At 40.6% G+C, this 13018-nt stretch carries 9 protein-coding genes; 8 read left to right on the top strand and 1 reads right to left on the bottom strand.

What is annotated here, in order from left to right:
- On the bottom strand, positions 1-1518 hold a 1518-nt coding region (locus tag FJ366_03920; protein MBM3894713.1), incomplete at its 3' end, for a hypothetical protein.
- Positions 1519-1754: 236 nt separating this feature from the next.
- Between FJ366_03920 and FJ366_03915 the strand changes: the two genes are divergently transcribed.
- From FJ366_03915 to FJ366_03880, 8 genes are all read left to right on the top strand, one after another.
- Complete coding sequence (locus tag FJ366_03915) at positions 1755-3368, top strand: hypothetical protein (GenBank protein ID MBM3894712.1); 1614 nt, start codon at positions 1755-1757, stop codon at positions 3366-3368.
- A gap of 80 nt (positions 3369-3448) precedes the next feature.
- The gene (gene polA, locus FJ366_03910; GenBank protein MBM3894711.1) at positions 3449-6142 is read left to right on the top strand and encodes a DNA polymerase I; all 2694 of its coding nucleotides are present in this window, start codon (positions 3449-3451) and stop codon (positions 6140-6142) included.
- Positions 6139-7683: an FAD-dependent oxidoreductase gene (locus tag FJ366_03905; GenBank protein MBM3894710.1), complete on the top strand. Its 1545-nt coding sequence runs from the start codon at positions 6139-6141 to the stop codon at positions 7681-7683. Before polA ends, FJ366_03905 begins: the two co-directional genes overlap by 4 nt.
- 122 nt (positions 7684-7805) lie before the next feature.
- Complete coding sequence (locus FJ366_03900; GenBank protein ID MBM3894709.1) at positions 7806-8069, top strand: 50S ribosomal protein L27; 264 nt, start codon at positions 7806-7808, stop codon at positions 8067-8069.
- Positions 8070-8108: 39 nt separating this feature from the next.
- On the top strand, positions 8109-8975 hold the full coding sequence (gene secF / locus FJ366_03895; GenBank protein MBM3894708.1) for a protein translocase subunit SecF: 867 nt from the start codon (positions 8109-8111) through the stop codon (positions 8973-8975).
- A 296-nt stretch (positions 8976-9271) separates the two neighbouring features.
- On the top strand, positions 9272-10981 hold the full coding sequence (locus FJ366_03890) for a transcription termination factor Rho (GenBank protein ID MBM3894707.1): 1710 nt from the start codon (positions 9272-9274) through the stop codon (positions 10979-10981).
- Positions 10982-11117: 136 nt separating this feature from the next.
- The gene (gene amrB, locus FJ366_03885) at positions 11118-12155 is read left to right on the top strand and encodes an AmmeMemoRadiSam system protein B (GenBank protein ID MBM3894706.1); all 1038 of its coding nucleotides are present in this window, start codon (positions 11118-11120) and stop codon (positions 12153-12155) included.
- 337 nt (positions 12156-12492) lie between these two features.
- Positions 12493-13018: hypothetical protein (locus FJ366_03880; protein MBM3894705.1), on the top strand; the 526-nt coding region annotated here is incomplete at its 3' end.

The following is a 13018-nucleotide window of genomic DNA, read 5'->3' as shown; positions in this document are numbered from 1 at the left end:
AAGCTCGAGTGCTTCTTTTTTTCTTTGTTCCGCAAGTGCGCGTTGTCTTATTTTTTTGCGCTCTTGGGCTTGGCTTTTAGATAGCTTTTGAGCCTCTCGTTCTTCTTCTTCTGCCGCAAGGAGAGCAAGAAGTTCTTCTTCTGCGGCTTTTGCTTCTTCATAGGTTCGTGTTGATGTTGCTGATGCGGCAGCACCGTTTGAACTTGTTGATTTAGTGGCTTTGTCTTCAAGGGATTCGATGACGGCAAGCCAGCGATCTTTTGTTTGTATAAATACTTCAACGCTAATATACGCGATAGAAGTTTTTTCTTTGAGGTGAGCTTGTACGATCATTTTTAAAATTGCGCCAGCTATGTAGGCTCGCATAAGCAGGTTTGATAGGTTTCTTACTAAATCACGTTTTTTTGTGAAGTTTTTTGAAATGTATGTACATAAATTATCATACGAGCAGTTGTATCCGTTTTCAAAACATTTATTGATCAGAGTTGTTTCAAGATGATCGGCACTTGGAGCGAAAAGCTTTAATTGCCTGAGTGAGTAGAATTCAAGAGCTCCGCATGTTTGAAATATTGGGCCCATTAGCGTTGTGGGAGTGGTTGATAGTTTTAGTATTTCGGCGGCTAAAAAAGAGGTCAATTGGTCGCTCATGGCGGTCGTGTCGTGGAGCATTGGGCTTAGGGATCTTTCAAGTAAGATGCCTGACGCATAGCATTCATTCGTGGTTCTTACATATTCACGAGGAGGTCTTTCTGTGGCGACAGTATGATCGGTTATTAGAAAGGGAGTTGCGTCAGCGACGGGAGCTGCTACTTCTTTTTTGTTTAAATAAATTTGAATGTAATACCCGCAGTTAAAAGCATGATCAACAATTGTTGTAGGGCTTAGGTTTGGTTCTCCCATAATTGAGGTTGTTGCAGCATTCATTCCAAGTAAAAAGCTTATAAAAGTATCTTCATTTTGTTTTGGTAATTCTTCAATTGGAGGAATGGTGGATTCTTCTCGATGACTCAGCATGAAGTATTGATATCCAGAAATAAAGGCTAGAAATTTTTTGGCTAAAGAATCATCAATTTCATCAAATAATGGGATTAACATTATTACCAGAGCGATTGCTTTGGCGCCGGTTTCTTGTGATTTTCCAATAATTTTTTCTCGCTTATGGGCTTCTATTCCGAATAAATATCCAAGAGTGAATGGATCTTTATCAAAAAAATTTCCTTCTGCTGGTGTAAAAAGATGTTCGGCATATGTTTTTTTGAATCTTTCAAGATTGCAAGAGGTCATTGAATCAATACAAGAGCAAAGTTCTTGGCATTTTGCCATGTGGGGCTCCGAGTGAATAATAATTTGAGGAGTAAGTGTTTGCAGCATTGTGTAAAGGCCCACAATTGAGGGAAGAGCCTTGATGCTAAGAGCAACTCGTCGCGGAGTTTTAGTTTTGGGGGGGCAAAAAATCGGTATAATTGAAAAGGTTAAGATACTAAAAAGTATTGATCTAAGTGCGGTTTGTTTTGACATGAAAAGGCCCTGTTCTTGGTTTGTTTCTTATACGATGAGACTCTGTTTTTATGCTTTAAAATTTATATGTGAATTTTAAAATGTAAAAAATAGTTTTTAAATTAAGTAAAAATATGTTGATTGTTTAAATCTAAGTATTAATAAAAAAGTAAAAATAAAGTCGTTTATGGATATGATTCCAAGCACTTGGTTAGGCTTTATTGGTCTTTTTGCATGGTCAAAGTTATAAGAATTTTATGAAAAAAAATATTTTTTTATGGGCAGTTTTTTTTGTTGGAATAAGTCTAATTTCGGTTTCAAAATCGTGGAAAGAAATTGCTCTGGCAGATATAGCTACGATTGAAAAAGCCCTGCAAAAAAATCATCCTGGAGCTGTTGATGAACAGCCAAATGCTTTTTTATCTTGGATGAAAAAAGGTCGGCAGGAGCTTTCTTTGAAATTGGCGCAAGTGACCGATGAAAAATCTTATCGGCAGCTTCTTTCTTGGTATGTTAAGGGTTTTAATGATGGGCATCTTTCGCTTGAATTTTCTCATTTAGAGGTTGACTTGCAACCTAAGGTGTTTGAGTGGCCTGGTTTTTTGATGACTTACGATCCTTGCTTAAAAAGATTTTTGCTCGATAAGGAGCTTGATTATCTTTGGCCTGCAAATGGACACCGTAGTCAGTATAGAACTGTTGTCAAAATTGATGAGCTTTCGCCTCAAGAATGGATTGAAAAAAATAGTATTCCGCATCGCTTTGGAGCGATTTCTGGCTTGCAATCTGCGTTGGTAAAATCTGCGCCATGGGCTCTTGTGTGGAGTGGCAACGTGTTTGTTAAAAAACCTTCAACTATAACGGTAGGGGCTGGCATTTGGTGTCGCTGCTTGTTGGGGGCAGAGCATTCGGAAAAAACTGTTACATTGAATTGGTCGCCAATACCAAGCAAAGAATTGGATGAAAAAATAAGTACTCTGCGTGGTTTTGTAAAAGATAAACGAGCGAAAGTTGCTTTTTTTAATACATCGCGTGATTTAGGACATGTATATGACGTGTATCTTAAAATACCTAGTTTTTCGGGCGAAAATAGTGAGGTTGCAAGTTCGCTTAATCAGGCTACAGAGCAAATAAAAAAATATGTTGATCGTAAGCGAAAGCAAAAAAATAATGATCTTTCTCAGCAGAATCAATCAGAGATTAATGTTGCGATTGACTTGCGAGGAAACGTTGGCGGAAGTTCTGTATTTGGGACAAAAATACTTGAAAGTTTCTATGGACAACCCTATGTGGAGCAAGAAGTTTTTGGGGCTACTTGTCGAGAGGAAGTGTGGTGGCGTGCTACACCGGTTAATATTGCATGGCTCAAAGACAACCCGTATGCAGCCTATGCCCCTCAAGAAATAAAAGATTGGTGTTTGGAAAAAGCTCAAAAGTTGCAAACATCTTTGGATGCGCATGAGACGTTTTTCAAGGAAACGTTCAATAAAATAAGAACAATGATTTATTGTTGTCCAAATATTAAGGCTCGTATCACAATTATTATTGATGCACAGTGTGGAAGTTCTGCACTTGATTTTATTGATCAAGCAAAAGCTTGTGGAAAAGAATTTGTTACGTTAGTTGGCAATCCAACATCAGCAGATAGTGTGTATATGGAATTGAGTGAAGTAGCACTTTCATCTGCTACTGGACAATCCTTGAAGCTTGGTTATCCAATGAAAGTCTATAAAAAGAGAGCGCGAGGACACAATCAGCCATATGTGCCAGATGTTATGTTATCGGCAGATTTAATGAAACAACATCCAGCAAGGGCAAAGGACATTTCTGCTTTTTTAAGATCGATTGAAGAAACAAAGAAATTTTTGTAGTGCGTTCTTGTTTTTACAACGATGAAATCATTTTTTATACTCTCTTGAACGTTTAACTTCTTGGCCTCAAGGCATTTTGTATGCAAAAAAAAAATTCAACACTGGTTCTTATTGATGCGTCTTCATTGTTGTATCGAGCATTTTATGGGCTAAAGCCACTTTCTACTTCAAAAGGACAACCGGTTCAGGCGGTGTACGGTTTTTTTAAATCTTTGCGTCAAATATTGGATCAGTATTCTCCGTTTGCGATTGCGGTTGTGTGGGATAAGGGCGATTCTGGTCGCAAAGAAATGTACCCTGACTACAAAAAAAATCGGCAGGCTGCGCCATCTGATCTTCTTGAGCAACGGCACACGATTCAGCTGATGTGTGATGCCATTCAGATTCCACAGGTTAGTGTGGTGGGATTTGAAGCAGATGATGTTATTTTTACGTTTGCAAATCGATTCAAAGATGAAGTTGAAAAAATTGTTGTTGTTTCTCCAGATAAAGATTTACGCCAGCTTGTTAGTGAGCGTTGTGTGGTTGCAGATCCGATAAATAGAAAAACATATACTCCTGAAGAATTTTTTAAAAAATATGAATTTAATCCCGACCTGCTTTCGACCTATTTTGCGTTGCTGGGTGATTCTTCGGATGATATTCCTGGGGTAGCGGGGATCGGAGATACTCGAGCTACTGCATTGGTTAAGCAATTTAATTCATTAGAAGATTTATACGAAAATATTGAGCAGGTCGCATCGCCAGCGGTTAAAAAATCATTGTTAGCTGGTCGTGAAAATGCTTTTATTTCTCGTGAATTATTTACGCTCAAAACTGTTAGTAATGCGACTCAAACGCTTGACGGCTTAAAATACGATAGTTCGCTCTGGAGCAAGGCAAATGATTATTTTTATGAATTAGAATTTAAATCTTTTCTTCCCGCGGGATTTAAGCCAGTAACTGCTCAGCATGAAGTTTTGCGCAATTGGCATGTGGGGATTTTAAAAACAATGCAAGATGTTGCGTTAGTTTTTGAGCGACTATCCCACGCAGCGGTTATTACTTTTGATACCGAAACTATCGGTATTGGAAATATGACGAGTGAAATTGTGGGGTTTTCTTTGGCGGGGGATGCGCTTGAAGGTTATTACATTTCGCTGGTTCATGATTTGTGGACAAGTGGCGAGATAGAACAAATAAAAAAGAACCTTTCTAACTTGCTAGAGCATCATACGTGTGTTGTTATGCATAACGCAAAATTTGATCTTCATGTTCTTGCAAATTGGGGCATTCAAATCGAGCGAGAAGTTGACGATACGATGTTGATGGCAGAGTTACTTACAACATCTGAAGATCAAAAGGTTGGGCTTAAGGCGCTTTCGTTGCGACTGCTTGGCGAATCGATGCAAGAGTACAAAGACGTTGTTGGTATTTTCCCCGACTTTGGCATGGTTCCACTTGAAGAAGCGGCTCCGTATGCAACGCATGATGTGGTTCAGACCTACAAATTATACCAACTCCTTTTTCGGCAACTTTCTGGGCATGCTCAATTATTAAAATTGTATGAACAAACAGAGCGTCCACTTGCAACGTTGCTTTTTAAGATGGAGCGCGCAGGAATTTTGCTTGATGCGCGCGTTCTTCAGGGGGTGGCAACTGCTGTAAAATCAGCAATTTCTGTTGTTGATGGTAAGATTCAGTCCTATTTGGTTTCGATTGAGTATCCGGATGCGCTGTCGTTTAATCCGCTTTCGCCCAAGCAGGTTGGTCAGGTGTTGTATGAATATTTACGTTTAACGCCACCACAAAAAACAGCAACGGGAAAGCTATCAACAAGTCGAGAGGTTTTGGATTTACTTTCAAAAATACATCCATTTCCTGCGTTAATTGTAGAGCAACGTGAGCTTTCAAAATTATTAAATACCTACCTTGAACCACTTCCGCAGATGGTAAGCCTGAAAGATGGACGTATTCATACCTCGTATTCACAGGTGGCTGTTGCAACTGGCCGCTTGGCGAGCTCTGACCCCAATTTGCAAAACATTCCAATAGCAAGTGAATTTGGCGCCGAGATTCGCAGCGCGTTTGTTGCGCAACCTGGGCATGTGTTAATTGGGTGTGACTATGCGCAGGTTGAGCTGCGAGTGTTGGCTCATCTGACAAAAGACCCTGTATTATTGGCTGCGTTTAAAAATAATGAAGACCCTCATCGACAAATAGCAGCGCGTCTTTTTTCAAAGCCCGAAAATGAAGTGACGCAGGCCGAGCGGCAGATTGGTAAAAAAATTAATTTCAGTATTATTTATGGCCTTACGCCGTACGGTCTTTCGCAGGATTTAAATATTTCTTTCAAGGATGCAAAGCGTTATGTAGAGCAATACTTTGAACATTATCCTGCGGTATTGCCGTGGATGCAGGGCGTAGAAGAGTTTGCGCGGGAGATAGGGTATGTTGAAACCCTTTTTGGGCGTCGACGATATGTTCCCGGTTTGCGTGAATCGAATAAAGTTGTTTATGAGGCCGCGCGACGTGTTGCGATTAATACCGTGGTGCAGGGCACGGCAGCTGATATCATCAAAAAAGCAATGCTTGAGGTTGACCGCACTATTTCGAGTAAGTTTCCAGGAGCGCGATTGCTCCTTCAAATTCATGATGAATTGGTGCTTGAGGTTCCCGCAGAGTTGCAAGAATTGGTTTCGGGCGTTGTGGTTGAAATTATGCAGAAAGCAGTTTTGCTTGATGTTGACCTTAAGGTTTCTGTGGGAGTTGGTTCTTGCTGGAAGGATTTATGAAAATTTTTTTAATAAAAACAATACTTTTGGGGAGTGTGATGATCGGTTTGTGTTGCGCAAAGAATAGTGAAAATACTGACGGCAGGGTAAGCGTTGCGGTGGTTGGTGCTGGAATTGCTGGACTTACGGCTGCATATTATTTGGAAAAAGCAGGAGTTGATGTTTGTGTCTATGAAGCGCGAAATCGAGTTGGTGGTAGAATCTTAACGGCTATCATAAATGGATCGGTAACAGAGCTGGGCGGTTACAACATCGCCGATGGAGGCGAGGCGCTTCATTTGCGCGCCCTGGCAAGTGAGTTGGAAATTTCTTTTGAGAATGAAAAATATTTTCTTGGCGCCAATTTTTTTAATGGAGAAAAGTTGGTTCCTTTTTCTGAGTTGTGTAGAGTGCCTGATGTTGCACAAGCTGATTTGTACGAGCATCTTAAAAAAATTGCTTCTCAGTCTAAATCTATGAAAGATGTTGTTGGACAACTCTTTGAAGAGGGTTCGGATTCGTATCGCTTGCTACGCATGCGCTTAATGGGGTATGAGGGTGCAGCCCTTGAAGACTTATCATCAAATTATGTTGAAACATTATATTACATGCTGCAGGGTGGGGTTGCTGCTGCACATAAATTTGATGAAGAAAAACAATCAATAGATCGCGTTTTTATTAAGACTGGAAACGCAACATTGCCAGTTAAAATAGCAGAAAAACTTGGCGATAGGGTTAATCTGGGGTGTGAGCTGATATCGATAGATCGAGATGATACAAATCGATACGTTTTGAAGTTTAAAAATGAAAAAGTCGTTAAAGCTGACTATGTGGTTTTGGCAATTCCACCATCAATCTATTCAAAAATTTCTTTTTCAGAAGATGTTATTCCGACCGATCGATTGGCTGAAATTTCCTCGATTAAACTCGGGGAAAATGCAAAAATTGTTATGCCGTTTGATGTTGAAAAACTTAAGACGGATTTTACGGTGAATGATACAACTTTAGTGTGTCATGCAGGAGCTGATAATTTATTATTGGCGTATCAATGTGGCGAAAAAAGTTTTTTTGATAAGCAATCGTTTAATGGATTTGATTTTGACGGAAAGGTTCTTTTAGAGCAGGCCACGCAAGGTTCTGTTGTGATTCCTACACGAGCTGTTTGTGCGAAAGATGAGCAATTTGCATCGTATGAAGATGTGATTGTTGGAAAAAGTTGGCCAGCTGATCCGTATGCGTGCGGTTCGTACGCATACGTTTCTCCGGGGCAAGAAAATTATTTTTTAACTTCAGCAGAGTCTTTTGATAAGGGTTTGTACGAAAAATTTGATCGCATTGCTGGACTTGGTGATCATGTATTTGCGTTTGCCTCGCATGGAAAAATTTATTTTGCAGGTGAGCATGCGTCAATATTGCGAGAGGTTCCGGGTACGATGGAGGCAGCGTGTGAGTCTGGAGTGAGGATTGCTTTGGCGATTCAGTCACTCTTTGATTGGGAAATACGTTTTAATAAGAGTTTATCAGAGCGTCGCTGCGTTTGTTTACTCGGTGAAGCTAGATAGTTTTTGACATTTTTTTCAAAGCAGTACATGATAAATTCCATTCAGGTTAGGCCTGAGCTCATAGTTAACGAGTATTCGGCGTTCTGCCGTAATTGGTCTTCAATTAATTTAAAGGTGTTCGGATGGCAACAAGTAAAACTGGTGGTTCAACCTCCAACGGTCGTGATAGTCGCAGTCAACGACTAGGCTGTAAGCGTTTTGGCGGTCAAATGGTTAAAGCTGGCGAGATTCTTATTCGTCAACGTGGAACCAAATTTCACGCAGGAACAAATGTAAATCGTGGCGGTGATGATACGCTCTATGCTATTGCTTCTGGCCGTGTATGTTTTAACACTGGATTTAAAGGACGTCAGTTTGTTTCGATAGAATCAACCGACTGCGAATAATTTAGTATTTTTTTTTATTTAGCCCGCGAGACCCTGATTATGATCGATTTCTTGGGAAGAAAGTATCTGCTTGTTATTGCATCCGTTGTGTTGTTGTCAATTGCTCCAGCTGCGTATTTTCTGGGATATGGCTTGAAATACCATATCGATTTTACCGGGGGGACTGAGGTCCGCTTGAGCTTTGGAGATGTTCAAGATATTTCAAACGTGCGATCGGCTGTAAAGTCGTCGGGCTTTGATGATGCGGTCATTCAGCAGGTTGGTTCGACTGGTAAGGGTTTTTTGGTTACTTTGGGCGAAACCTCGCCAGGGGTTTCGCAAGACCTTGTTAGTGGACTCTCTGCTCGTTTGAATGCAAGTCCTGTGGTAGATGGCGTTGAGTTGGTTGGAGCTGGCGCGGGAAAAGAAGTTAGAAATAACGCATTCTTTGCGATTCTTCTTACCATGCTTGTATTGCTTTTTTACATCGCATTTAGAAGAACTTTTGCCTATGGGGTTGGTGCGGTTGTGGCACTTCTTCATGACTTGGTTTTGTTGTTTGGCTTTCTGATGGTTGCGCAAATTCCTTTTTCGCTTCATATTTTGGCCGCTGTTTTGGCGTTATTGGGTTATTCGCTCAATGATACCGTTGTTATTTTCGCTCAAATTCGCGAAAATGCGCAGAATTTAAAGTTAAAAAATGAATCTGCGTACAATATTGTAAAAATAAGTTTAAATGAAGTATTAAGACGTACGTTACTTACAAGTTTTAGTACTTTCTTAGCTCTTGTTCCTTTGATTTTCTTGGGAACTGAAGCAGTGAGCCATTTTGCTCTTACCATGGCAGTCGCAGTGGTTATTGGAACATACTCGTCAGTATTTGTTGCAAGTCCTGTGATGTTGGCTATTGGTGATAATAAGCTGTAAATAAGTTGTGTTTGTTTCAAGGATTCTCACGCCCCGTCTGTGGGCGTGATTCCTTGTTTTTTATGTGTTTAGCACATGGGTTTTCCATCTGTTTGGGGAGCTGTGTGTCTAATTTTTTCTAAAAGGTTGTTAGCATAATGACGCGAAATAAAAGATCGGGAGATCGTGTTCCACGTCGCAATCGTGAGGTTGCAGAAGAAGAAAATGTTTCTAATTTGGCTCCAGAATCGCCCGTGAGCGATTCAGAATCTTATGAATCCTCGTATTACCAAGATATTTTGTACCCAGATCCTGAAATGATTAATGAGATTGTTGGAGCTAAAGATCGTACGCCAGAGCTTGAAGAAGCAGAGCGATGGAGTTCTGGTTCTGAGAGTTCTGATGGCGCTCACAAAGACGTTGATTCGCTAGCCGAAAGATCTTCTGGAGAGCCTCGATCATCAGGACATAGACATTCTGGTCAGTCTGCAGATCGTCAATCGAATGGATTTCAGGGTGATAGAAATCGCGAGCGTCGTCATAATAATCGCAATTATCGCAACAATCGTGATGGGCGAGATGGTCGTGACCCTAGAGATACTCGTGATCATAGGGGAAATGGTTCTCGATCTTTTGGTTCTCATTCTAACCATCATCGTGATCGTGATGAGCAAAGAAGCGAAGGCGGTTTGCTTTCTCACTATCCAGAGCAAAATCATGAGCACATGCAAGATGATCCAACATTTGTAAAACGTACGTTGAGCATGCAAGAACTCAAGGACATGTCGACCACTGAGTTGTTGGAATTTGCAGCAAAATGCAACATTTCTAATGCCGCAGCGCTCAAAAAGCAGGAAATTATTTTTAGAATCTTGGAAGCCCAAGACCATCGCGTAGAAATCGTTGGAGATGGTGTATTGGAGCGCTTGCCAGATGGATTTGGTTTTTTGCGGTCTCATAAATTTAATTATACGCCTGGCCCTGACGACATTTACGTTTCTCCTCAGCATTTGCGTCGGTACGGTTTGCGTACTGGTGATGCGATTCAAGGTTCGCTTCGTCGACCAAAAGATGGCGAGAAGTATTTTGCCTTGCAGCGTATTGACCTTGTAAATTATAAAGATCCTTCGCTCAGTCCTCAGCGTACGGTGTTTGAAAATTTAACCCCGCTCTTTCCTGATGAACCGTTTAACCTTGAAGGCGATCCAGATATTTTATCAACACGTCTCTTGAGTACATTGGCGCCTATTGGTAAGGGGCAGCGAGGATTGATTGTAGCGCCTCCGCGAACAGGTAAAACTGTTTTGATGAAGGAAATTGCAAATTCGATTATCAAAAATCATCCAGATGCAAAAGTTATTATGTTGAACATCGATGAACGTCCCGAGGAAGTGACTGACTTGCAGCGATCGGTTAAGGCTGAAGTTGTTAGTTCAACGTTTGATGAACCAGCTGTGCGTCACGTTCAAGTTGCAGAAATTGTGCTTGAGCGAGCAAAGCGATTGGTCGAAACAGGTATGGACGTTGTTATTTTCTTGGATTCGATTACCAGATTGGCGCGTGCGTACAACACGTTGGCCCCATCAACCGGTAAAATTTTGACTGGTGGTATCGATGCAGGAGCGCTACAGCGACCAAAACGATTCTTTGGGGCAGCTCGAAATGTTGAAGAGGGTGGTTCTTTGACCATTATCGCAACAGCACTTGTAGAAACTGGCTCTAAGATGGATGAAGTTATTTTTGAGGAGTTTAAGGGTACGGGTAACATGGAAATTCACCTTACTCGTAAACTTGCGAATAAACGTATTTATCCTGCATTTGATATTCAGGCTTCAGGAACTCGCCGTGAAGACTTGCTCATGGGTGAGGAAACTGTTGCAAAGATGTGGATCTTGCAAAAGTTCTTGTCCACCATGAATGCTCAGGAGGCTATGGAATTTCTTATCGATAAGATGAAAAAAACCAAAACCAACCAAGAATTCTGGGATCTCATGAATTCATCATCTTCAAATGGTGCAAAGCGCTAAATTTGAGTGAAATAAAAAATAAGCCCCTGCCGTAAAAAGTAGGGGCTTATTTTTTTAGGGCTTTTTGCTTGTGAAATATTTTGTGTTTAACCATACTCTGATCCTAATTTTACGTGGTTGCGCAGGAGGTTTTGTAATGGTTTTTTCACGTGAATTGGTAAGAAATGGTATTTATTTTGCGGTGGCAGTTCTTTTTTTGGGAACTTTTGGATTTGTGTTATATCAAAAAATCTTTCCTAAGATTGTTTTTGTGTCCAGGTTTCCAGAGACGTGGTATCCGCGAGACAAAAAAAGTCTTACATCAACGTTAGATTTGTTATTCAAAGGGGTTTTTGAGTTAACTGAAGCGAATGAGCGTAGAAGTGCTCCTTGGATGATTATTGTTCCTCATGCAGCTTATTTATATTCTGGGATGGTTGCGGCTGCAGGGTATTCCTTGCTCAAGGGATCTGATGCGAAAAAATATAAAAGAGTTTTATTAATAGCGCCTTCTCACTACGTCGATTTTTATGGATTGGCGATTCCTGATTTCACCCACTATCAATCGCCATTGGGAGAGTCGGTGGTTGATGTTGATGCGATTGAATTGATGAAGGGCGCAAGCAATGTGGGGGTTGAAGAGGTGATTTTTCATCGAGAACATGCGATTGATGTTCAGATTCCATTTATTCAGACGGTATTGCCTCAAGCAAAAATTGTTCCCTTGGTGATTGGGCGATTGGCGGGAGATGATATGTTGCATCATCTAGCCCAAGTGCTGCTTAAGTTTTTTGACGAACATACGTTGATTGTTGTGAGTTCTGACATGTTGCACTATGGAAAAAAATTTAATTGCTGTCCATTTGGGGATTCACTTGATGCGCAAAAAAAAATGTATGAGTTGGAAAATTCACTCATTGAGTCGATTCAACGGTTAGATGTTAGGGAATTTGATTCGTTTGTTTCACGATCAGGAGCTGCCATCTGTGGTAAAAATGCAATAAAACTCGCGTTGGAGCTGGCAAATCTTTTTTGGATCCAGGAACGTGATGACTTGCGGTTGTTATCAAAGGCTTCTTTTGCAATGTTATTGGCGCAGCAATCATCGTTTGTAGTCCGTCAGCAGGCTGGCGAATCGCTAGATGCGCTTGAGCATGTCGGGTACTCGGCAATCGCCGCGTGGCGAAAAAAGTGAGTTTTAGCCTTGTGGCAAGAAGGTGAATTTTTTATAGCCTTATTTTTGTCCTAAAAAATCTTAAAAAACAGAGGTTTTTTATTTTTAACGTTTTTAATTCAAACCTACTGGTGGTAGATTTTGCAAAAGTAAGCATTTTAAAATTTTTTCACAATTCTGTTAATTTGACTTGGTTTTTTAGAAAGCTTATTAGAGAAATAGCTTTACTTGTTTACAGAGAGGGAGCATTCTTTTGGTGGTTACATTTATGCGTTTTTTCGGCGCCTAAATGAGTTATTTTTTGTAAATGGATTTTGCAGGGGAGGGCATTGATTCTGATAATCTAAGGAAAATTAGAATGAGTAAAAAAAGTTTTTTACTTGGGGTGTTGTTGCTTGGTGAGTGCGTTGAATCAGGGATATTCGATTGTTTTAAGTGCTGTTGTGCATCGAGAAGATTTGTTTATCCAGTGGATAATTCGATAGAAGCACCTGTGGTCGATTTGATGGCGCAGCGACGAGCAACGCTGGTTGGTTTATTGAAAAATAAGCCGATCGTAATAACTAATTATCGCAACGTATCAAAGTTTTCTCTCGAAACTGTCGGCTTGATTGAAACTGATTGTTCTTTAGCTGCCCTTGAGTTGAAATTGCGGCTCGCGCTTTCGCAAGATCTTTTTCCGGTCACCTGGGAAGAGTTTAATCGTCAAAAGACTGATCGGATGGTCGAGGTTGACAGAGTTGTATATGTTTTTACTCGAGAGTGGCTTTATGTCGCAAATATAATGGCTGCTATTGAAGTCAGTCCAAATACACCAGCCTTTTATAAAAGTAAGGTTTTTCGGGCCCTGGTCAATAGGTATGTTGAAAGTGAGAATGAATTAA

The organism is Candidatus Dependentiae bacterium (assembly GCA_016871815.1).
Classification (GTDB): Bacteria; Babelota; Babeliae; order Babelales.
This window is presented reverse-complemented; position numbering and strand designations above follow the sequence as displayed.

Excerpts from the sequence above, each read along its gene's own strand:
- FJ366_03915 (MBM3894712.1), top strand. The coding sequence starts at position 1,755 with ATGAAAAAAAATATTTTTTTATGGGCAGTTTTTTTTGTTGGAATAAGT.
- polA (MBM3894711.1), top strand. The coding sequence starts at position 3,449 with ATGCAAAAAAAAAATTCAACACTGGTTCTTATTGATGCGTCTTCATTG.
- FJ366_03905 (MBM3894710.1), top strand. The coding sequence starts at position 6,139 with ATGAAAATTTTTTTAATAAAAACAATACTTTTGGGGAGTGTGATGATC.
- FJ366_03900 (MBM3894709.1), top strand. The coding sequence starts at position 7,806 with ATGGCAACAAGTAAAACTGGTGGTTCAACCTCCAACGGTCGTGATAGT.
- secF (MBM3894708.1), top strand. The coding sequence starts at position 8,109 with ATGATCGATTTCTTGGGAAGAAAGTATCTGCTTGTTATTGCATCCGTT.
- FJ366_03890 (MBM3894707.1), top strand. The coding sequence starts at position 9,272 with ATGATTAATGAGATTGTTGGAGCTAAAGATCGTACGCCAGAGCTTGAA.
- amrB (MBM3894706.1), top strand. The coding sequence starts at position 11,118 with ATGGTTTTTTCACGTGAATTGGTAAGAAATGGTATTTATTTTGCGGTG.